This is a genomic window from Niallia sp. Marseille-Q9988, from assembly GCF_976954375.1.
Genome location: NZ_CDRJSZ010000010.1, coordinates 33,183 through 55,767 on the forward strand (window position 1 = coordinate 33,183; position 22,585 = coordinate 55,767).

The following is a 22,585-nucleotide window of genomic DNA, read 5'->3' on the forward strand; positions in this document are numbered from 1 at the left end:
TCCCCGGTGCATCGTGTGTCTGGAGCGCAATGGAACGAAACTAATTTTCACCTATAGCACTGAATTAAAAACAACAAAGTATGCAAAAACAGCCTTTACTAAACATTCAAATGGAGTTTCTTTCAGGGGCTCGAAAATGGATGCATATTTTGTCATTCGTCTCTTCTAATAAGAGTGTATAATAAAATGAGAACTATATTCACTTAACTGATTGTCTCTTATGGGGAGGGATGAATGTGAAATCTGTAGAACTATATCGAACACTTATTGTCGATGATGAAAACTTAATAAGACAAGGGATAAAGCATTATATTAACTGGGAGAAGGAAGGTTTTCAAGTAATCGGTGAAGCATCAAATGGACAAGAAGCACTTGAATTAATTGAGCGGACAAACCCGCATATTATATTAACTGATATTGTGATGCCAATAATGGATGGGGAAGAACTGACAAGAATTGTGAAGGCAAAATATCCTCATATTCAAATCATTATTCTGAGCAGTTTTGCAGAATTTGATTATGTTCGATCAACTTTCCAGCATGGTGTTGTTGACTATATTTTAAAGCCAAAGCTCGATGCTGAAGGTCTACTAAAGGTATTAAAAACAGCTGTAAGCAAGATACCGGTTTCACAGAAATCTATAAAGAACAAGGATTGCTCTATTTCAGTTACTTACTTAATGGATCGGTTACTTTCAGGCTATCAGGATACATCTGATCCCAATTTGATTTCAGAAGTTTTTCCGCATTCTACTTTTTATTTATTGGCAGTAGATTTTCCTACTAAAGGAGATGAATATTTTAAAGATAAGCTTATCTCCGTCTTTAATGATCAACTGAAAGATGCTGTGCATTACAGTTTTCATGGTGAACCACATGTCATTGTGTTTCTTATCAACATAAATGATAAAGAGCTTATTAAAGTTCTAGATCTTTCTAAACAGTTAGCGAATAGTGAGAATGAAGCTTGTTTTGCCATAAGCAAAGGTTTTAATGATTTTTATGAGGTGGGTAACGTGTATAAAAATGAGATAAAGCCCATGCTGAATTATCGTTTTTATTTTCCGGAAGAAAACGTATTGTATCAAGAAACAATGCCGACTGAGGCTGTTAAAATCCCCTCGTTTAATTTGGACTGGTTTACAAATGAATTTAAGCATGAGCGCTTTGAAATTGTCTTTGATTATTTACAGAAATATATAACAGAGTTTTTGACTTTTTTTACAACGGACGTGTTTGAATATAAATCTTTCCATGAAAACATTATATTTACGATAACGGTTCTCCTCAACAATATGGGTTATGATGTAAATGAATTGGAGAATGAAAAATTTAAGTATTTTAATTCAATCGATGAAGCGGGTTCAGCAGGTGAGGTTGTGGAACTTATGCATCAATTCCTTTCAGAAGTCAAAAAAGCCATTCACGAAAAAAACCATCATTCATCTAAGTCAAATATGAAAATGATGTTGGAATATATCCAGAATCATTATGCAGAACCACTTACCCTTACCGATGTAGCAAACCATTTTCATTTTAACCCTACGTATTTATCAAGCTATTTTGCATCTAATAATCGCGAAGGATTTAATGAATATTTAAATAAAGTACGAATTGAGGAAGCAACAAAGCTATTAATCCATGATACGATGCCGATTGCAGAGATAAGTGGTATGAGTAAAATGTTTGTGGGAGAATAAATATCCTTTTTGTCTAGTTGGGGGACGCGTCCCCCAACTAGACAAAAAGGCCACCAAGCGAGAGCGCGGTAGCTGGAAAAAATGAAGCATTAAAAAAGAGAGCTTCCTTTTGTAAAGTAGAATTTGACTAGAAAACTACGAAAAGGAGAGGCTCTCATGAATCAATGTAACACAAAAATGCCATCATTAAAAGAATTGGAAAAAACTTTATTTCGAACACTACAAATGACGTTTCAAGAAATTCTTGTTCAAACATTAGAAAATTGGGATCAAGAGATTGCTCAGCAACGAGACAAAAGAAGATTTGCTTTACGAGATAAGCGAGAAATACGAGTAGATACAGCGTTTGGAGCTGTGGAGCTGAAGCGTAATTATTATTTCGATCGTGTGACCAAAAAATATATTTGTCTATTAGATCACTATTTACAGTTTCAGGGGAATAAGGGATTTAGTCCGCTACTAGAAGAATGGGGGCTAGAACTAGCGACAAATGGCTCCTCCTATCGAAAGGCGGTGGAAACGTTCGAACAATTTTTAGGCTATTCGGCGATGAGCCACGAAGCATTACGGCAACATCTTCTTCAAACAAGCGTACTTCCCGCTAAGGAAAAACGCCCTTTTCAAAAGGTATTGTTTGTAGAAGTAGATGGATTATATGTGAAGAGTCAAGAAAAGAAAAAGCGTGGATGGGAGTTGAAATTCGCCGCTGTACACGAGGGATGGAAAGAAAACGGAAAGCGAGTCAGGCTCCGAAATAAAAGGCATTTTCTTTATGAAGGAAAAGAACCCTTTTGGGAAGCCTTTGAAACGTTCTTACAGAATCATTATGCGTATGATCCTACCCAAACCTTGCTTATTATTAATGGCGATGGAGCAGGCTGGATAACGGCATGTCGGGAGTATTTTCGGGAACGCGCCTTTTTCACCATGGACCGTTTTCATGTCGCTCGTTCGATGAAGCAACTAATGAAGAGCCATCCTCGATACCGCTACATGAAAAGAGCGTTAAAAAACTACCAGGTAGAAACATTACTTCTAGAGTTGAATAGCGCAGTAGGAACAATGGATACACCAGAAGAAGAAGAAAAACTAGAGCATTTCCTTGCCTTTTTAACGCATCATCAGGAAACCATAAAAGATTACCGTAGTTGGTTACAGGAAAAAGGTGTGGACACGACAGCGTATCGTCCAATGGGAAGTGCAGAGGCGATGATGAATCAATTAGCCAAACGATTAAAGAATGGAAGAGCATGGAGCAAAAAAGGGGTCATGAGCATGGCGCGCTTGTGGATTGGATTGAAGGATGACCTATCCATCCAAACGATATATGGGAAATGGGAAAAAGCCACGGAAAAATCAAAGAAAGAGCATCGAGCGAAAAGAAAAATACCCACAAAATTAGTAACAGAAACCGTGCGTCAGAACATGCCATACTTAAATCAAGCGATTGGAAAACCTGTTCACTTTGCCTTACAGGGATTAAAAGGTTTTTAAAAAATGAGAGAATCAACAGTTGGAAGAACAAAACCAATTGGAAAGCGGATACAAACTTAGAGGTTTTACTTTATAAAAAAGGGAGCTAAAAAAACTCCCACAAAAACTTGACTCAATCAGAGGAAGGTCGACTTACTGTGGTACCTCGAGTCCATCGGACAGTCTGACACCAACGATCAAGGTGCACCAACAATTGTCGCTCTCTTTGAGAAGCACGCATGGGAGATTAACCCTATTCTGGTTGTTGCACCAGCCTCCATAATTAGTGGCCGTAGAAAGGATGCTTTTTTATGCAAGTAGTTGTGGAACGTGCATGTGGGTTAGATGTTCATAAGAACAGTATAACCGCATGTGTAGTTACTCCAGAGGGAAAGGAGATTAAAACCTTTTCTACTATGACTGTATTTTTATTAGAACTAGTAGACTGGGTGAAGGAACATGGATGCACACAAGTGGCGATGGAAAGTACTGGGGTATACTGGAAGCCAATTGTCAATTTATTAGAATTGGAGGAAATCGGTTATTTAGTTGTCAATGCCCAACATATCAAAGCAGTTCCTGGAAGAAAGACAGATGTAAAAGATGCCGAGTGGATCTGTGAATTACTCCGACATGGATTACTAAAAGGTAGCTATATTCCAAATAGAGATCAACGAGAATTAAGAGAACTTGTTAGATATCGCCGAAGTATGGTGGAGGAACGAGCACGACAACATAATCGAATCCAAAAAGTACTGGAAGGTGCCAATATTAAATTAGGATCCGTTGTTTCCGATATTTTTGGAGTATCAAGCCGAGAAATGCTTCAATCGATCGCTGATGGCGAAGACAACGTGGAGATATTAGCTAATTCAGCTAGAGGAAAGTTAAAAGAGAAAAGACAGGAACTAGAACTTTCCCTTCAAGGAAGAATAACTGCCCATCAACGTATGATGTTAAAGTCGATTTTAAGCCATATAGATTTTTTGACAAAACATATTGAAATGATTGATGAGGAGATCGAATCTAGATTAGAACCATCCAAGGAAGATATAGAAAGATTAGATTCTATTCCAGGGATTGCCATTCCTACTGCCCAACAGATTTTAGCTGAAATCGGAAATAAAGTGGGGGAACAGTTTCCAACTGCAGCTCATTTATGTTCATGGGCGGGAGTTGTACCAGGGCACAATGAAAGTGCGGGTAAAAAGAAATCATCTAAGACGAAAAAAGGGAATAAATACTTACGGTCAGCATTGATAGAGGCGGCTCATTCGGTTGCAAGATCAAAAACCTATCTCGGTGCGCTTTATAGAAGAATTTGTGCGAGAAAAGGAAGAAAGAGAGCTGGAATGGCTGTTGCCCATGCGATGTTGAGAATTGCCTATTACCTCTTAACCCGTAAGGAATATTATGTTGATCTTGGAGAAGATCATTTTGATAAACAAAAACAACAGTCAATTGTTAGTTATTCCGTAAAAAGGTTAGAGAAACTTGGCTACCAAGTAATCATCTCAAAAGTATCTTAAGCAAACGGACCATTCATAAATTGGAATATGCGCTCTCTTTCAAAAAACACGAATGAGCTGCGTCGTATTTAGTATTGCCAAATTTCCAAGATGACAACAGTTTATTTTCATGGGAGTAAGACTCCCCCCTCAAGCATATGAGAATACGAGGAAGCTAGGTGGGAGATCAACTGTCCGTAAAGGTCCGATTGGTTCAACTAACCATCAGTGGGGGAGGAAGGAAACCCCCACTGATGGAAGTTTCACTTTATGTGTCATAATCACATTTGTTTCCGCAGCCTTTAAAATTTCCTCTACACCTGGAAAAGGCCTCACTTCACTAACAACAATTCCTTTATTCATCTGCTTAATCTCATTTCGTTGCTCTTCTGTTAAGTGAAAATACTCAATTGCATGGGAGAAAGAAACTTTCAACTCTTTATAAATAGCTGCCTTATCCACCTTTTCTTCCAATACTGTATAAAGAATATCTGTATAAGCAGGATATGTATCAAATAACGTACCATCAAAATCCCAAAGAATATTCAAATTTTACTCCTCCATAAATACTGTTTTCTTACATGGTAATATACTTATTTTGGAAAGTCTATTGGGAGATTGCTAGAGGAGGAGTTAGGGGGTGAAGATGAACACCAAAAAGCAGAAGAGGCAGGAGAAAAGTAGTGTTCATCAAGTGAATGAAAGCCAAAAGTAGAGGAGGCAGGAGAAAAGTGGCGTTCATCAAGTGGATGAACGCCAAAAAGCAAAGGAGATAGGAGAAAAGTGGTTTTCATCAAGTGGATGAAAACCAAAAAGCAAAGGAGATAAGAGAAAAGTAGAAATGATAATTTAAATATGTACAAACGTGCTTGAATAAAGATGTACAAAATTGATTATGAATTACATACTAATATTGGGTGATTAGTATGTACATAAAGTTAAATATTGAAACAGATTTTGAGATTAAGAGTCTTTCAGATTTAGGAAAATTCAAACAAGTAATGGAGCAGTTAAAGATGAAAATTAATAAAAGTGAATTAGCTAGGGAATTAGGGGTAGATCGTAGAACAATCGATAAATATCTCAATGGGTTTATTCCAAAACGTACAAGGAAAAAGGCATCTATGCTTGATGAATATTATGAAATTATAGCCGCACTTTTATCGGAGGATTCGAAACAGAAGTTTTATTATCGGAGGGTGCTTTGGCAATATTTAAAAGATAATCATGGTCTTGATTGTTCGGCTTCTACATTTAGGGCGTATATAGCTAGAATACCAGAATTTAAAGCTTATTTTGATGAGGACAAAAAGATTGCCTCCCCCAAAGGGGCAGCTCGTTTTGAAACAGCACCAGGTAAACAAGCACAACTAGATTGGAAAGAAAGTATTCTATTTGATACTAAGGATGGTCAACAGGTAGAAGTGAATGTGGCCGTTCTTGTTCTTTCTTATTCAAGGTTCCGCACGTTCCATCTAAGTATCTCTAAATCACAAAGTACATTGTTTTCGTTTTTAACGGAAACATTTGAAGCACTTGGTGGTGTTCCTTCAGAGATAATTACGGACAATATGAAAACAGTTATGGATGAAGCTAGAACAGAATTTTCTAGCGGAAAAGTGAATAATAAGTTTGCACAATTCGCTAACGACTTTGGTTTTAAAGTAAAACCTTGTGTAGCAGGCAGACCACGTACAAAAGGAAAAGTAGAAACAACGATGAAACTATTAGATGAAATTCATGCTTATCAAGGTCAACTGACCTTAGAAGAATTACACCGATTTGTACAGGATTTATGTAATCGAGTCAATCATGAGGTACATCAGGGGACTGGCAAGATACCAGTATTAGAATTTAAAAAAGAAAAGAACCTCTTACACCAGCTACCAACTGTCCAAGTAAGAGATTTCTATCGAATCAATCATAAGCTTGTAAAGGTGAATGCCTCCAACATGATTTCTTACAAATCGAATCAATACTCGGTACCAGCAAAATACCAAGGAAAGAGAGTTGGACTACAAGTGTATGATGATCAAATATGGGTTTATTATAACACGGAGCTCATCGCACAACATCCCTTAAGTGGGAAGAAATTAAATTATCAAGAAACCCACTATCAGGAATCACTAGGGGTTTCTATGCCTAACTATCCTAATATTGATGAGTTAGCGAAAAAGAACTTAGCAGCGATTGGAGAAGTGTATAAATAATGAATCAAGTAACAACAACAAATCATCAGCAATTATTAAAGAATCTAGAGTATCTGGGGCTTAAGCAAATGGCGTTACATTTAAATGAAGTCATAGACTTTAGTGTAAATAATCAATTGTCCTTTAATGATACTTTGATTAAATTAACGAACTATGAAATTGATGTCCGAGAGCAAAATATGACACAGGCAATGGTGAAAGTAGGTGCATTCCCACATCGTAAAGAAATAACTGATTTCGATTTTGATTTTCAACCCTCCATTAACCGACAACAAATCTTAGATTTTTTAACGCTCCGTTTTATAGAGGAGAATGAAAATATCGTTTTCTTGGGTACAAGTGGTGTTGGAAAGACCCATTTGGCCACTTCAATCGGAATTGCCGCAGCGAAGAAACGAACTAGTACTTATTTTATTAAGTGCCATGATTTAATCCAGAATTTGAAGAAAGCACGGTTGGAAAACCGTTTAGAAAGTCGTTTAAAGCATTATGCCAAGTACAAGCTTTTAATCGTAGATGAAATTGGTTACTTGCCAATAGATGCGGAAGATGCGAAGCTCTTTTTTCAGCTCATTGACATGAGATACGAAAAGAAAAGTACGATTCTCACTACAAATGTAAATTTCAAAGAGTGGGATACAATTTTTCAAGAGACTAAACTAGCGAATGCGATTTTAGATCGTATTTTACATCACGCAACTGTCGTAACCATTGTAGGTGATTCTTATCGATTAAAGGCTCATTTAACGCAAGAAAACGAGTGATTTTGTACATCCTTACGCAAGCAAAATTGTACATATTTGTGTTGACATTTATAAGAAAAGTGGCGTTCATTAAGTGGATGAAAACCGAAAAGTAGAGGAAGCAGGAGAAAAGTGGTGTTCATCGAGTGGATGAAAGCCAAAAAGCAGAGGAGGCAGTAGAAAGGTGGCGTTCATTAAGTGGATGAACGCCAAAAAGTTGAGAAAGCAGGAGAAAAGTGGTGTTCATCGAGTGGATGAAAGCCAAAAAGCAGAGGAGGCAGTAGAAAGGTGGCGTTCATCAAGTGGATGAAAGCCAAAAAGCAGAGGAAACAGGAGAAAAGTGGTGTTCATCGCTTAGATGAACGCCAAAAAGCAGAGAATCAAACGAAAAAGTAGCGTTCATCCCGCACAGATTCCTCCCAGCTTACTACCATCAAAACAAACAAAATCTCCCTAAACATTGACGGTTAACCAAAAAAAGTTTATTATTTAACTGACATAAATAATATTTGTTTGTAAAATAACAAACATATAAACGAGGTGTTTGTTTTATGGAGATTTCATCTTATTTTCAAAATGCAACGATTGATGAATTAAAAAAGGGCTATATCGATGAACAGGATTCCTATCTTTGTCTTTTATGTGGGGAGCAGATAGAGAAAGGTATTATCTATCCACAAGATGGAACATTATATGAAGCGGAAAAGTTCATGCAGCGCCACATAAAAGATGCTCATCAATCTGTTTTTCATTATTTACTTAGCTTAGATAAAAAGATGACAGGATTAACGGAGCATCAGACTAAATTGCTGGAGCTATTTTATCATGGGAAAAGTGATGAAGAAGTGAAAAAAGCGCTGGCAATTGGCAGTGCTTCAACCATTCGGCATCATCGCTTTGCTCTTAAGGAAAAGGAAAGGCAAGCGAGAAATTTTCTGGCGATTATGGAGTTAATGAAGGAAAAGGATAATCATGCGCCTAGCTTTGTTCCTGTTCATAAAACAGCCACAATGGTAGACGATAGATACAATATTACGGAAGAAGAACAGGAAAGCATAACAGCTAAATATTTCAAGGATGGGGTTTTGAGTAAATTTCCAATCAAGCAAAAGCAAAAATTAATTGTTCTCCGTGAAATATCCAAGTATTTAGAAGAGCAAGAGAGCTATTCCGAAAAGGAATTAAATCAGCTTTTAAAGACTATTTATGATGATTATGTTCTGATAAGAAGATATTTAATTGAATACGGATTTCTTGATCGCAAAGCAGATGGAAGCCTTTATTGGTTAAAAAAATAGGCTTTTTCTAAAAGAATCTTGTTTTTTCAATAGAAAATTAATTATTCAAGCTGTGGGGAACAGCAACAACCTTTACGAGAACACAAAAAAATAATAGAAAGGTGATAGACATAACATGGACCGCAAAAAAGAGCTAAAACAACAGTATAGAGAAATTCCGATTGAAGCTGGTATTTATACGATAACAAATAGTAAGAACGGGAAAATTTGTGTCGTTAGCACGAGAAATTTTAAAACAATTAATGGAGTGAAATTTTCACTGGAAAATGGCGGATATGCCAACAAGAAATTAGTGGAAGAGTGGAAGGAATACGGGAAGGACGCATTTTCATTTGAGATTGTAGAAGTGCTAAAGCCGAAAGACGATCCTTATTATAATGAAAAAGAAGAGCTAGCAAAGTTGGAGGAAAAGTGGTTGGAGAAATTACAGCCATTTGGTGAAAGAGGCTACAATAATAAGAAATAGGATGGAGATGTCTGAATAGGACATCTTTATTTCATATCCGCAATTAATAGAAAATACTTTCATTTTTCGTCCCTACTTGGTATCTTACTTAATAAGATTAGTATATTAGAGAGAATTTTTCCAATAGTAAAAAAAGGGGATATGACGATGATCCGAGAGATGAAGGAAACAGATTTAGGAGAGGTACTAGAGATTTATAATGATGCCATTTTACATACAACGGCTGTTTATGATTATCGTGCACATTCCTTAGCAGACAGAAAAGGATGGTTTAACCAGAAAACAGAGGGAGGGTATCCCCTTTTTGTTTTTGAGGAAGATGGCAAAGTGCTTGGGTTTGCTACATATGGTCCATTTCGGGCTTGGCCAGCTTACAAGTATTCGATTGAGCATTCTGTATATGTCCATAAAGAGGCAAGGAAAAAAGGGATTGGCACAAAGCTATTAAAAGCCCTAATCGAACGTGCTGAAGAAGAGAGCTATGCGACATTAATTGCGGGAATCGATAGTACGAATAAAGGAAGTATTCTCATCCATGAGAAACTAGGATTTACTTATTCAGGCACGATTAAAAAAGCAGGCTATAAATTTGAGAAATGGCTAGATTTGGCTTTTTATCAGCTAGAATTAAAGGGTCCAGAATCCCCAGTAGAAGGATAAGGAGGAATAATAAGGATGGCAAAACCAGCAATTACGGATTATCCAGAACATTATAGAGGCTATGTAGGTCTAGTTCCAGAAGGAGACATAATCGAAATTATTGGTTCTCAGCTAGACGAAACAATTGCTTATGTGAAGGCGAATGAAGAGAGAAGGGATTTTCGCTATGCAGAGGGGAAGTGGTCCCTTATAGAAGTGATTGGTCATCTTATGGACACGGAAAGAATTCAGGCTTATCGTTTATTACGGATTGCTAGGGGAGATAAAACGCCGTTAGCTGGATATGATGATGAAAGCTATGTGGAGAAAGCTAATTTTTCCTCCAGAACAATAGACGACCTTCTCCAAGAATTTAAAGCTGTTCGCTCGTCTACTGTTGCCTTGATAAAAGGTCTTTCAGAAGATGCCTGGGAAAAGAGGGGATTTGCTAATAAGGGAGAATTTACAGTGAATGCCCTTGCCTATATTATTGCAGGCCATGAACGCCATCATTTGAAATTAATTAAAGAAAGATATACGCTCTAGCATATAGGGAGATTCCTGAGAGGGAGTCTTTTTTTGTCGTTCTTCGGAAAAAAGGGGGAATTAAATAGACAAAAGGAAAAAGATTTGTGTCGATTATATTAACTATATTGGATAGTTAACTGCATTAAAACAGTGCAGCAACTGTCCCTTTAATTTTTATGGAAAAATAAAATTGAGTCAAATTGTCGGAAATTTACGTGCTATAATAAAAGGAAATTAAACTTATATAGAAAGTTGGGGGTTTTTAATGGCTGTATATACTCCTCAGACAAGGTTTCATCCAGAGATTGCTCTTACAAATCTCTCCGATATGACTAGTGGCGCACACATCATGTACATAACAAGTAACAAAGACACATACATAACAAATGCTGCGTCCTTCATAAAAGCCGGTCTGCTTTTGGAGCAAAAAGTTGTTTTAGTAGATCAGAAGAAAATATGGCCACTAATAATCAAAAAGTTGGAAGAAAACGGATTAGAAAAGGAAAAGATTAATCAGATTCATTTCATAGATAGTGAGGAAGTCTATTTTAGAAGTGAAAATCTTCCATTAGCAAGTATTATAGAAACAATTAGTGGCTCAATTCCCGATTATTTTTTTAATAAGGATATAACGATGCGGTTTTGGGGGAAAGCCCCAAGTCTCTTTAAACAAGACAAAATCATAGATAACTTGCTTCAATATGAGAATGAAGTGGATGAATACATAAGAGATTATCAAAATTATGCTGTATGTGCCTATGATGGGACAGAATTATCTGCAAGTAATTATATCCATTTAAAAAACGCCCATCCATATGTAATGACAGATACGGAATTCGCATTATCTAATGCGTATACAAAAGAAATCAAGCCTCCATCCCCCGTACGGAATGGCAAATATGAGGAAACTATTGCCAATCTTCAGCTAGCACAAACCTACTATTCCCGACTAGTAGAAGACATGCTAGACGCGGTCTTCATTACTTCCAACAATATTATTATGTATGCAAATAAAGCAGCTACCAAATTATTAGAAACAGAAGACCTTGTTGGAAAATCAGCATATGAGATTATGGAACCAGATTTCTTAGAAAAGTATTTAGAAAAGGAAGAGCTTATTTGGGGAGGAGAAATAGCAACACCTTACGAGATGGAGCTTATTACCTCTCAGGGAAAAGTAGTAGAGGTAGAAATTCTAGCATATCCATTTCTCTTCGAAGATTTAAGCTCGACAATTATTATAATTGCCCGAGATATAAGGGTCAGAAAAGAAAATCAGCAGCTTCAGATTAAAAATGAAAAACTAGGAATCGCTGGTCAATTAGCAGCAAGTATCGCACATGAAATTAGAAATCCCCTTACTGCTATTAAAGGATTTCTAAAGCTCGCATACCAAGGAGCAATGAAATTAAAAGACATTTATCCAATCCTTGATATTGAAATCAATCGGATTGAAACAATTGCGAGCGAGTTAATGTTTCTAGGAAAACCAGCAAAGTCAGAAATTAAAGAAATAAACATCGGAAAAATTCTTCTAGATGTTTATACGTTGATGCAATCACAAGCAAATCTTGATAATGTCGTAATTAATTTAGATACATATGATAATGATTTACATGCTTTATGTAATGTTGATCAGATGAAACAAGTTTTTATCAATTTGGTTAAAAATGCGATTGAAGCGATGGAAAACGGTGGCATCATCAATATGGAAGCAAAACTTGATGGGAAGTGGATTGTTGTCACCATCAACGACAATGGTAAGGGAATTCCTGATGACATAAAGAATAAACTGGGAGAACCTTTTTACACGACGAAAGAAAAAGGAACAGGTTTAGGGTTAGTAATTTGCTATAACATTATTGCAGAGCATAAAGGCGAAATAGATTTCATTTCAGAAGATGGTGTTGGCACAACCTTTACTATTCGATTACCTTTAGCGAATAAATAGACCAATGTTTAAAATTTCCTCTTTAGTGAAAGAATTCATAATAGAGGAGGTAATAGAATGAAAAGTAGACATGTTTATATCGCTTCTATTTTTACCTTAGTGCTATTATTTTATGGCTGTTCATCAGCTGAAGAAAATAGTGACAAAGAATCAAGTCAAACCGAGCAGCATGAACACCAAGAAACTGGCTCTCCAGAAATCCCTGAAGGTTTAGAGCCTGCAGCGGATCCGAAATATAAGGAAGGTAGTCAAGTAATCTTAAAGGCCAATCATATGGAAGGGATGGACGGAGCGGAAGCGACCGTATTAAATGCTTTCGATACTATCGCCTATCAAGTGACCTATACTCCGACGACAGGCGGAGAACCGGTCAAGAATCATAAATGGGTCATCCAGGATGAAATAAAGGATGCGGGAAGTGAAATGCTTGAAAAGGGAACAGAGGTTACCCTAGAAGCAGATCATATGGAAGGCATGAAAGGCGCAAAAGCAACTATTGAATCCGCTGAGAACACAACCGTGTACATGGTAGACTACCAACCAACAACAGGCGGCGAGATGATAACCAATCACAAATGGGTTACAGAAGAAGAAGTTTTTGCTGAATAATGTTGTAAAAAAAGGGTTGTAATTACAGCTCTTTTTTTATATGCTTGAATAAAGTTTTCCGAACATTCAATCTTTATTAACGGGAGTATATTTGACAAAATATTGTAAAAAATGATAAATTAAATAAAAATACATAATAAAACTATTTTCAAGGAAACTATATAATGATATGATAGATGTACGTTATTAAGAACATATTTGCTAAATTATTTCTATTTTTCAACTTAATATAGAACGATTCTATTGAATTTACTAATAATTTACAAAAAAAGAAATTCGGATGGGAGTTCCTTTTAAGCAAAAAAATGGTATAATCATAAAGCGAATTGCCTAAAGGAGGAAATAACTTGAAAAAAGTAAGGAAAGCGATCATTCCAGCCGCTGGACTCGGAACTAGATTTTTGCCAGCAACGAAAGCAATGCCGAAAGAAATGTTACCAATTGTCGATAAGCCTACTATTCAATATATTGTAGAAGAAGCAATTGCTTCTGGGATTGAAGATATTATAATCGTTACTGGTAAAGGGAAAAGAGCGATTGAAGATCACTTCGATTACGCCCACGAATTAGAACAAAATCTTCGTGATAAAGAGAAATTTGAATTGCTTGAAAAAGTTCAATATTCCTCTAATCTAGCAGATATTCATTATATTAGACAAAAAGAGCCAAAAGGATTAGGACATGCTGTTTGGTGTGCGAAAAGCTTTATTGGAGATGAGCCATTTGCTGTTTTACTTGGTGACGATATCGTACAAAGCGATACACCTTGCCTAAAACAACTAATTGAACAATATGAAGAAACACATGCTTCTGTTATTGGTGTTCAATCCGTACCGGACAATGAAACACATCGTTACGGAATTGTAGATCCAAGCGATAGCGAAGGAAGAAGATACCAGGTTAATAATTTCATTGAAAAACCAGCTCCTGGAACAGCTCCATCTAACTTAGCAATCATGGGTCGCTATGTGTTAACACCAGAAATCTTCATGTACTTAGAAAAACAACAAACAGGTGCAGGCGGAGAAATCCAATTAACAGATGCTATCCAACAACTAAACCAAATTCAACGCGTATTTGCATATGATTTCAAAGGAGATCGTTATGATGTTGGCGAAACATTAGGATTCGTAAAAACAACATTAGAATTCGCGCTACAACGTGATGAAATGAGAGAAGAAATTCTTGAATATATGAAGCAAGTGCTTGATAAAGCTGATTTAGATAAAATCAAAGTATTATAAGAAAGAAACGCCTTTTGAGTGCAGGGATATCTGCATTTGAGAGGTGTTTTTTTTTGAAATTTGTGGTGTGAGTGTGGGAGTAATTAGTTAGTTGCTGGTGGTTGGCTGATAAGTTATGTGTTTTGGCTGAAAAGAGCAGTAGTTTGGCTGAAAAATCCTAAGTTTGGCTGAAAAGAGCAGTGTTTTGGCTGATAACCCTCAAGTTTGGCTGAAAAGAGCAGTGTTTTGGCTGATAAGCCTCAAGTTTGGCTGAAAAGTGCTGAAGTTTGGCTGATAAACCCTCAATTTTGGCTGATATCCCAATATCTCTTCCCTCGGTTTTGCTTATGTCTTAATGTTGCCAGCCAATAATTCCAAATTTCTGCCCGAATCGACTCTGCATTTAATCACAACTGCAAGATCCCTTTCCCTCATTCTCCAGTCTACACGCACACCCTCAAAACCCAAAAAAAGCTTTATCACTTGTTCAAAATAACAAGTAATAAAGCCAGTTCCAAAGTAAAGTTTCTAAATTAGTTCACTTCGCTCTTCGCTGAAGTCCGACTCTTCTTTTGCCACAGTTCCTTCACTTTGATGATCGCATCCTCTGTGTTTTGCACATATAAATCGATAGTTTGCTCATCTTTATATTGTAAAGCCGTTCTTTCATAGAGCGGATCATAATAGTAGGTTAACAGCAATTCAACAGCTTCAGCATAGTTTCTAGTCTGTAGAGCTTCTTCCATTTTAGCAGCCGCGGGTGTGTGGATGCGCCGCTTGATTAATTGGAATGCTTCTACACATTCATCATGATGATTGGCTGGAGAATAGTCAGCCAATATATGCTGAACTCGCTCCTCGATTGGCATATGAATAAATAGCTGAAGGCCAGCCTCCTTTTTTTTCAAAAGAAAGTCAGGCAGCAGTACTTTGCCAATCCGTTTGCTTTCACCTTCCATTAAAAAATAGGGAGAAGCAGGAAGCCTTTCGATTTCGCCGACAAGTAAGGAGTCGAAAGTCTTCTGATTATGGGGCTTGAGTCCAATTTGTCCAAAGATGGAGCCGCGATGATTGGCCATTCCTTCCAAGTCCAATACAGGAAGTCCTTCTTGCTTTAAATGCTGTAAAATAACCGTTTTATTGGAACCGGTATAGCCGTTTAAGACAATTGCTTCCTGAGCCATTTCCATTGCATCTAATTGTTGGATAACCCACCTGCGATACGTTCGGAAACCGCCTTGCAAGCGGTAGCTATGAACGCCCACTAAATCAATAACGGTTGCTGCTGTTTTACTGCGCATGCCGCCCCGCCAGCAAAAGACCACTACATCCCTTGATAATTCTTGGAATGACTGAATGAAAGCAGGCAGTTTTGCAGACACAATTTCCAAACCGCGAGCTTTTGCCGCTTCCACACTTACCTGCTTATAAAGAGTCCCAACCTCTGCTCTTTCCTCATCTGTAAAAAGAGGGATATTGATACTGCCAGGAATCGTATGCTCGTTAAATTCAGAAGGAGAGCGAACATCTACTAAAGAAAATTCTTTTTTCTCCCGTAATTCAAATAATCGTTCAATCGTTATATCTTGAAACAAGGTAGCTCCGCCTTTCTCTCACCCAACAAAAATATGACCAGGGCTCTCTTCTGTGACGTCGCCAATGATGGCAGCTTCTACACCAGTGCCAACTAATTCTTGCAGCAATGCATCTGCTTGGTCGCCTTTAACGGAAATCAACAATCCACCAGAAGTAACGGCATCGCATAAAATCAATTGATCGATTTCATCCAATTCAGAGGAGAACGTTACATCGCCTTCTAAATGTGCAAAGTTATTTTTCGTTCCACCAGGAATAACGCCTTCTTGTGCTAATTCTTTTACGCGCGGAAGGACAGGAACTTGCTTGGATGCGATTTTAATAGTGGTATTGCTTCCTTTCGCCATTTCAGAAGCATGTCCAAGAAGTCCAAATCCAGTGACATCTGTACAAGCATGCACCTCATAAGCTTCCATCACTTCTGCCGCCTTCTTATTCAGTGTAGCCATAACTGTCGTAACACGTTCAATTTCTTCTGTTGTCAAAAGGCCTCTTTTAATCGATGTAGTTAAAATGCCGACACCAATTGGTTTGGTTAAAATTAATTTATCAGTCGGCTTAGCACCGGCATTTGTACGTACTTTATCTGGATGAATCGTACCAGTGACAGCAAGGCCAAATTTAGGCTCTTTATCATCAATCGAATGACCGCCGACAAGTGTAGCACCAGCTTCTTTCACTTTATCGCCGGCTCCGCGCATAATATCAGCCAAAATTTCTTTTTCCAATACAGAAATCGGGAAAGCAACAATATTTAAGGCAGTTAGTGGTTTGCCGCCCATTGCATAAATATCACTTAAGGCATTTGCCGCAGCAATTTGTCCAAATGAATAGGGATCATCTACAATCGGTGTGAAGAAATCAACTGTTTGGACAATCGCTAAATCATCTGTAAGTTTGTATACGCCAGCATCATCGCTTGTATCTAAGCCAACAAGAAGATTTGGATTTTTTTCTGCTGGTGGCAGTGTACGAATTACTTCAGATAAATCAGCAGGCCCAATTTTACAGCCGCAGCCTCCTTTTGAAGATAAAGATGTAAGTTTAACGGAATAAGACTGTGTCATATGACACCAACCTTCTTTCTAGTAAAATATATATTTTTTTTATAAGTTTCATTATCTATTATAAAGCAATGGGAAGCTCAATGCATGCTATGTAGATTGGATGGGAAAAAAAGGAGGATAAATCTTTTTCGAGTGTCTAAAAATAAATATATGATATAATTTAATCGCACTTAATTTAATGATAACGAAGGTGAGAGAGATGAGTACGTTAACAGAGGAGCAATCAAGCCAAAAAAGAACGTTTTGGTTCGCATTTCTATTTATAGTAGTTACAGTAATTGGTCTTACTTATGTGAAATGGTGGCCTTATTATCATAAAGCGATCCTTTCTTTTCAAACACATTCTATTGGAGATTCGATTCTCCAAGATCAGATTTCTAACTCTTTTTCATGGAGTGCAGCAGTAAGTTATACGGTTGCCTACTTCCAATCTGTATGGAAAGCAGCAGTTTTAGGTATTTTGCTCGGATCGCTTGTTCAAGTGCTCTTACCGTCAGGATGGTTGTTGAAGGTATTAGGAAAAACTAGCTTTGGCAGTACAGCAGCTGCAGGACTTGCTTCCATTCCAGGAATGATGTGTACTTGCTGTGCCGCGCCAGTTGCGGTTGGTCTTCGCAAAAAGAATGCTTCTGTCGGTGCAAGCTTAGCTTTTTGGATTGGAAACCCGACTATCAATCCAGCAACTTTAATTTTTATGACATTCGTCCTTTCTTGGAAGTTTACATTATTACGACTTGTGATTGGACTAATTTTAACCTTTGGCATTAGCTATCTCGCTAATCGCTTTGTAAAGGATACACCATCTGTATCTGTTGATAAATTAATAGAAGATGCCGAAGAGGATAAGCGTTCCTTTATGAAAAGATGGCTTGCTTCTTTAGGAAGCATGATTCTTTATGTTGTTCCAGCGTATGTTCTATCTGTTTTAATATTAGGAGCTGCACGCTTTTGGATTTTCCCACAATTAAGTGACAGCATGTCTAATAGTTTGATTGCTATTCTGATTTTTGCCATTGCTGGAATGCTCTTTGTTATTCCAACAGCAGCAGAAATCCCAATTATCCAAACCCTTATGATGATGGGGCTTGGGGCAGGGCCAGCTGCCGCTTTGCTTATTACATTGCCAAGCATTAGCTTGCCTTCCTTATTAATAGTCGCTAAATCCTTCCCAAGGAAAGTGCTCGTATTTGTCAGTCTTTCCGTTGTTGTATTAGGCATTATCAGTGGATTAATAGGAAAAGTATTTTTATAGTAGCCAAGGATCCGCATGTGTCAAAACACGGCGGATCTGTTCTTATTGATGACATCGGTGGATGAACGTACGATTAATTCTGGTTCATAAATAGTTGATGAATCGAGTTCTTTGCCCTCAACTACTGCAATAATGAATTTTGCGGCATCGATTCCCATACGGCTTTTGGGATGAGCAATGGTTGTTAGGTTTATTTCTTCTGCTAAAGAAGAATCATCAAAACCGATAAGAGAGATATCCTGTGAAATGGACAAATGCAATTTTTCTAAAACTGTTTGCACAGACTTTGCGATAAAATCGTTGTAACAGACAATGGCAGTTGGCAACTTGTTTTTGTTTGTAAGCGTATTCAAAAGTTTTTCTGCAAAATCATGATGTAATTGTTCCGTAGTAAAGGTTACGAGATTTTCTGGACTAATGGAACGTTTTCCATGTCGCATTGCCTCTAAAAAGCCTTGCATACGATGAACACCTTGTAAATCATCAGACTTAAAGATTCCTAGAATTTGTTCATGGCCAAGTTGAATCAGATGATCTGTTGCCATATATCCTCCTTTGACATCATCCATTTTTAAATGAAAAGGAGAGAGCTGAGAATAGAACTGATTAATCATTAAATACGGAATATTACGCTGCTCCAGTTCAAGATAACAGTCCATATTAGGATTAAATTGATTGCTTTTAGTAGGTTCTAAAATTAGGCCATCCATGTTCAAATCAAGTAGATTACGGAGACATAGCCGTTCTTTCGCATGGTTATTTTCCGTACAGACTAATGTTAAAGAATAACCTCTATCCGTTAAATAGGTCTCCATTCCGCGAATAATCGATGGAAAAATATAATCGGAAAGATAAGTCATCATCACGCCTATATTTTTCCCATTTGTTTTGCTATCGCCTTTTTTACTAGCAAAAGGCTCCCCGCAAAAAGTGCCAACCCCCTGCTCCCGATATAGCCACCCCTCATGAACCAGCTCTCTCATCGCTAGGCGAACCGTATGCCTACTCACATCAAATAATTTCGCAAGCTCATATTCAGAATAAAATCGCTCACCTGGTTTCACTCTTCCATCCATCACCCAATCTTTTACCGCATCAACCACCACCAACTTCTTCGAATGTCGTCCCACCATTTAGTCCCCCTTTAATTGAAAATCTGTTACTTCTAAGAAATGCAGACAATTCCGAAGATATACTTAATTCCGGTTTTTTCTTAAAGATTGTTGGGTTTTGGGTTGATGGAGGTGTAAGGGAATTGGGGGAGAGTTGCAAGTGAAAGGAGGGGATTGCAAGTAAAAGTGTGAGTGTCGCAAGTGAAAGTGTGGGAGTTGCAAGTAAAAGTGCGAGTGTCGCAAATAAAAGGGTTGAAGTTGCAAGTAAATGTATGAAAGTTGCAAGTAAAATGCCAAAACTAGCAAATAAAGAGGTAAAAGCCGCAAATAAAAGATTTGAAACCGCAAATAAACTCCCACCTCACCACAATCCAATATCAAATTGCGCAAAAAATTACACTAGCAAGTTAATTCTACCTACCTTTCTAAAATAGGACATAAAACCTCTATTACCACCAACTATTATTTGTATAAAGCGAAAATTAGTATAGACATTTAAATTTTTAAGCATATACATTATAATGAAAACGATAACAGAAGAGAAGATGAATAACATTATAATTACTAGATTAGAAGACTCAACGACAAAAGATAAAGGAGATAGGATAATGAAGAAATTTCCGGAGAATTTTTGGTGGGGTGCAGCTACATCTGGAACACAAAGTGAAGGTCGTTTTAATAAACAGCATGCGAACGTTTTTGACTACTGGTATGAAGTAGAACCAGAAGTATTTTATAACCAAGTTGGACCAGATACAGCATCTAATTTTTATAATAGCTATGTAGAAGATATTGCGCTAATGAAAGAGATTAACTTAAACTCTGTTCGTACTTCGATTCAATGGACTCGTTTAATTGATGATTTCGAGACAGCTAGTTTAAATGAGGATGGCGTAAATTTTTACAATAATGTCATAGATGAGTTTATTAAGCAAGGAATTACGCCTGTATTTAACCTGCATCATTTTGATTTGCCAGCAGAGCTTTATCATAAATATGGTGGCTGGGAGTGTAAGCATGTTGTGGAACTTTTTGCAAAATTTGCGCGTCTTTGCTTTGAAGTATTCGGCGATCGTGTGAAACATTGGTTTACTTTTAACGAGCCAATGGTCATTGTAGAGGGTCAATATTTATACCAATTCCATTATCCAAAACTAGTAAATGGGAAAAAAGCGGTGCAGGTAGCGTATAATTTAAATCTTGCTTCTGCAAAAGCAATCAAAGAATTCCGCGACCTGAAGTTGAATGAAACAGGAGCGAAAATCGGAACAATCCTAAACCTAACGCCATCTTATCCAGCCAGTGATAAGCCCGAAGATGTGGAAGCAGGCCGAATTGCCGACCTATGGCGCAATGAAATGTTCCTGCATGCAGCTGTTTATGGAGAATTCCCACCTGCATTAGTAGAACTTTTAACAAAAGATAAAGCAATTTGGGAATCAACGGAAGAAGAGCTTGCGATATTGAAGGAAAATACGATTGATACACTTGGAGTGAATTTCTATCATCCATCCCGTGTAAAAGCGCCAGACGTGGCGCCGAACAGTGTGGGTGACTGGATGCCAGACCGTTATTATGATAACTATGATATGCCTGGTCGTCGCATGAACTTAGATAAAGGCTGGGAAATCTATCCGAAGGCACTTTATGATATTGCTCTTAATATCCGTGATAATTATAAAAATATTGAGTGGTTCGTTTCTGAAAATGGGATGGGCGTTTCCCGAGAAGAACGTTTCTTAAATAAAGAAGGGGTAATCGAGGACGATTATCGTATCGAATTTATCCAAGAGCATTTAGAGTGGCTTCATAAAGGAATCGAAGAAGGCTCCAATTGCTACGGCTATCATTTATGGACGCCAATCGATTGCTGGAGCTGGATGAATGCGTATCGCAATCGCTATGGATTTATCTCCAACAACATCCATACTCAAGTGAAGACAATTAAGAAGTCTGGTCTTTGGATCAAAGAAGTGAGTGCCAATAACGGATTTGAATAATATTTTACGAAGATCATCGCACATTCTTTGCGGTGGTCTTTTGTTACAGGCTATAATAGGATTGAAAGCGCAGACATAAATGAGGTGGTGACAAAATGTCATTATTACTAATGGATATAGGCGGGTCTTCCGTAAAGTTTGCAGTATGGGAAAAAGAACAGCTAGTAGAAAAAGGGTCCTTTGTTACGCCGAAAACATGGGAAGAACTGAAACAAGAAATGTTACAGCTAAAAGAAAAAATGGCAGCGAAATACATGATTGAGGGCGTTGCGTTCAGTGCTCCAGGTGCAGTAAATCAAGCAAAAGGCGTTATTGAAGGAGCAAGCGCTGTTCCGTATATCCACCAATTCCCCATTTTTTTCGAACTAGAAGAACTGTTTGATTGCCCTGTTACGATGGAAAATGATGCAAACTGTGCAGGACTTGCAGAAGTTTGGCTGGGAGCAGCAACTGGATTAAAGTATGTGTTATTTGTAGTCATCGGCACTGGAATAGGCGGTGCAGTTATAGTGGATGGGAAAATTCAACATGGCAAGCACCTATTTGGCGGAGAATTTGCCTTTATGCTCCTTAAAGACGATCAAACATTCAGTACACTTGCTACTCCTGTCCAAATGGCGAAGCGTTATTCCAAGCGACTGGAGCTGGAGACTGAATTAAGCGGCAAGGAAGTATTTGAGCTCGCAGAACAAGGCGATGCGGTGGCAAAAGAGGAAGTAGAAACCTTCTATCACTATTTAGCGACTGGTATCTATAATCTTCAGTACAGCTTTGACCCAGAGAAAATCATCATTGGCGGTGGAATCTCCAGCAAAGAAGGCCTAATCGACGAGTTACATGCTCACCTCGAAAAAGTAGTTAAAAGTGTTAAAGGTACCTCCTTTCTTCCAAAAGTAGAATTATGCCAATTCAGGAATGATGCGAATTTAATTGGTGCTGTTTATAATTATCAGCTTGTGTTCGGGGAGTAGGGTGAAGTTGAATTTGCAAGTAAAAGTGAGAGAGTTGCAAGTAAAAGTAGCTAAGTTGCAAAGAAAAGCGGCTAACTCGCAAGTAAAAAGGAGAAAGTCGCAAATAAAAGTCACAGACTTCCAAGTAAACTTCCATTCGCACACAAAAAAGAGCTTATCAGCAAAAGAATCACCATAAATCTCACGAATCGTTCATCCGATTCACCAAGAAGTACATAAGTAAATTTAGTAAACGATAA

At 37.7% G+C, this 22,585-nt stretch carries 22 protein-coding genes; 18 read left to right on the forward strand and 4 right to left on the reverse strand.

What is annotated here, in order from left to right:
• Positions 1-236: 236 nt before the first annotated feature.
• The 3 genes from ACWNMZ_RS17825 to ACWNMZ_RS17835 all read left to right on the forward strand — a co-directional run bounded on the left by ACWNMZ_RS17825 (position 237) and on the right by ACWNMZ_RS17835 (position 4,702).
• Complete coding sequence (locus ACWNMZ_RS17825) at positions 237-1,700, forward strand: response regulator (RefSeq protein WP_048718474.1); 1,464 nt, start codon at positions 237-239, stop codon at positions 1,698-1,700.
• 156 nt (positions 1,701-1,856) lie between these two features.
• Positions 1,857-3,194, forward strand: coding sequence for an ISLre2 family transposase (locus ACWNMZ_RS17830; protein WP_449598711.1), 1,338 nt, complete (start codon positions 1,857-1,859; stop codon positions 3,192-3,194).
• A 290-nt stretch (positions 3,195-3,484) separates the two neighbouring features.
• The gene (locus tag ACWNMZ_RS17835; protein ID WP_235252491.1) at positions 3,485-4,702 is read left to right on the forward strand and encodes an IS110 family RNA-guided transposase; all 1,218 of its coding nucleotides are present in this window, start codon (positions 3,485-3,487) and stop codon (positions 4,700-4,702) included.
• A gap of 204 nt (positions 4,703-4,906) precedes the next feature.
• On the opposite strand, the gene ACWNMZ_RS17840 is transcribed toward ACWNMZ_RS17835, so the two are convergent.
• Positions 4,907-5,230, reverse strand: coding sequence for an HAD hydrolase-like protein (locus ACWNMZ_RS17840; protein ID WP_031540318.1), 324 nt, complete (start codon positions 5,228-5,230; stop codon positions 4,907-4,909).
• A 377-nt stretch (positions 5,231-5,607) separates the two neighbouring features.
• Between ACWNMZ_RS17840 and istA the strand changes: the two genes are divergently transcribed.
• The 10 genes from istA to galU all read left to right on the forward strand — a co-directional run bounded on the left by istA (position 5,608) and on the right by galU (position 14,369).
• Complete coding sequence (istA, locus tag ACWNMZ_RS17845; RefSeq protein ID WP_048717507.1) at positions 5,608-6,891, forward strand: IS21 family transposase; 1,284 nt, start codon at positions 5,608-5,610, stop codon at positions 6,889-6,891.
• On the forward strand, positions 6,891-7,655 hold the full coding sequence (istB, locus tag ACWNMZ_RS17850) for an IS21-like element helper ATPase IstB (protein WP_251628605.1): 765 nt from the start codon (positions 6,891-6,893) through the stop codon (positions 7,653-7,655). The genes istA and istB overlap by 1 nt, the downstream gene beginning before the upstream one ends.
• A gap of 163 nt (positions 7,656-7,818) precedes the next feature.
• Positions 7,819-7,944: a hypothetical protein gene (locus ACWNMZ_RS17855; RefSeq protein WP_275044150.1), complete on the forward strand. Its 126-nt coding sequence runs from the start codon at positions 7,819-7,821 to the stop codon at positions 7,942-7,944.
• A gap of 241 nt (positions 7,945-8,185) precedes the next feature.
• Entirely contained in the window at positions 8,186-8,932 is a 747-nt protein-coding gene (locus ACWNMZ_RS17860; protein ID WP_031539494.1) for a DUF2087 domain-containing protein, read from the forward strand.
• Between the two features lie 115 nt (positions 8,933-9,047).
• Positions 9,048-9,398: a GIY-YIG nuclease family protein gene (locus tag ACWNMZ_RS17865; protein WP_016203358.1), complete on the forward strand. Its 351-nt coding sequence runs from the start codon at positions 9,048-9,050 to the stop codon at positions 9,396-9,398.
• A gap of 147 nt (positions 9,399-9,545) precedes the next feature.
• A complete protein-coding gene (locus tag ACWNMZ_RS17870) occupies positions 9,546-10,058 on the forward strand; it encodes a GNAT family N-acetyltransferase (protein ID WP_031539496.1) in 513 nt (170 codons plus the stop codon).
• A 15-nt stretch (positions 10,059-10,073) separates the two neighbouring features.
• The gene (locus ACWNMZ_RS17875) at positions 10,074-10,583 is read left to right on the forward strand and encodes a DinB family protein (protein ID WP_031539498.1); all 510 of its coding nucleotides are present in this window, start codon (positions 10,074-10,076) and stop codon (positions 10,581-10,583) included.
• A 247-nt stretch (positions 10,584-10,830) separates the two neighbouring features.
• A complete protein-coding gene (locus ACWNMZ_RS17880; RefSeq protein WP_031539501.1) occupies positions 10,831-12,516 on the forward strand; it encodes an ATP-binding protein in 1,686 nt (561 codons plus the stop codon).
• 57 nt (positions 12,517-12,573) lie between these two features.
• Positions 12,574-13,125 (forward strand): YdhK family protein, encoded by a 552-nt coding sequence (locus ACWNMZ_RS17885; protein WP_031539503.1) that lies wholly within the window; start codon positions 12,574-12,576, stop codon positions 13,123-13,125.
• Between the two features lie 347 nt (positions 13,126-13,472).
• Entirely contained in the window at positions 13,473-14,369 is an 897-nt protein-coding gene (gene galU / locus ACWNMZ_RS17890) for a UTP--glucose-1-phosphate uridylyltransferase GalU (protein WP_031539504.1), read from the forward strand.
• Positions 14,370-14,881: 512 nt separating this feature from the next.
• Here galU and mnmH read toward each other — a convergent pair.
• Together mnmH and selD are read right to left on the reverse strand one after the other, a co-directional pair.
• Positions 14,882-15,943, reverse strand: coding sequence for a tRNA 2-selenouridine(34) synthase MnmH (gene mnmH / locus ACWNMZ_RS17895; protein ID WP_031539506.1), 1,062 nt, complete (start codon positions 15,941-15,943; stop codon positions 14,882-14,884).
• 18 nt (positions 15,944-15,961) lie between these two features.
• Positions 15,962-17,011 (reverse strand): selenide, water dikinase SelD, encoded by a 1,050-nt coding sequence (selD, locus tag ACWNMZ_RS17900; RefSeq protein WP_031539508.1) that lies wholly within the window; start codon positions 17,009-17,011, stop codon positions 15,962-15,964.
• Positions 17,012-17,210: 199 nt separating this feature from the next.
• On the opposite strand from selD, the gene ACWNMZ_RS17905 reads away from it, so the two are divergent.
• A complete protein-coding gene (locus ACWNMZ_RS17905; RefSeq protein WP_349204308.1) occupies positions 17,211-18,263 on the forward strand; it encodes a permease in 1,053 nt (350 codons plus the stop codon).
• Positions 18,264-18,283: 20 nt separating this feature from the next.
• Here ACWNMZ_RS17905 and ACWNMZ_RS17910 read toward each other — a convergent pair whose 3' ends face one another.
• The gene (locus ACWNMZ_RS17910; protein ID WP_349204325.1) at positions 18,284-19,393 is read right to left on the reverse strand and encodes a GntR family transcriptional regulator; all 1,110 of its coding nucleotides are present in this window, start codon (positions 19,391-19,393) and stop codon (positions 18,284-18,286) included.
• Between the two features lie 170 nt (positions 19,394-19,563).
• On the opposite strand from ACWNMZ_RS17910, the gene ACWNMZ_RS17915 reads away from it, so the two are divergent.
• The 4 genes from ACWNMZ_RS17915 (at position 19,564) to ACWNMZ_RS17930 (ending at position 22,524) form a co-directional block, all read left to right on the forward strand.
• Positions 19,564-19,809, forward strand: coding sequence for a hypothetical protein (locus ACWNMZ_RS17915; RefSeq protein WP_031539516.1), 246 nt, complete (start codon positions 19,564-19,566; stop codon positions 19,807-19,809).
• Positions 19,810-19,980: 171 nt separating this feature from the next.
• Complete coding sequence (locus tag ACWNMZ_RS17920; RefSeq protein ID WP_349204324.1) at positions 19,981-21,375, forward strand: glycoside hydrolase family 1 protein; 1,395 nt, start codon at positions 19,981-19,983, stop codon at positions 21,373-21,375.
• A gap of 95 nt (positions 21,376-21,470) precedes the next feature.
• Positions 21,471-22,346, forward strand: coding sequence for an ROK family protein (locus tag ACWNMZ_RS17925; RefSeq protein WP_349204307.1), 876 nt, complete (start codon positions 21,471-21,473; stop codon positions 22,344-22,346).
• A gap of 7 nt (positions 22,347-22,353) precedes the next feature.
• Entirely contained in the window at positions 22,354-22,524 is a 171-nt protein-coding gene (locus tag ACWNMZ_RS17930) for a hypothetical protein (protein ID WP_284561559.1), read from the forward strand.
• Positions 22,525-22,585 lie beyond the last annotated feature (61 nt).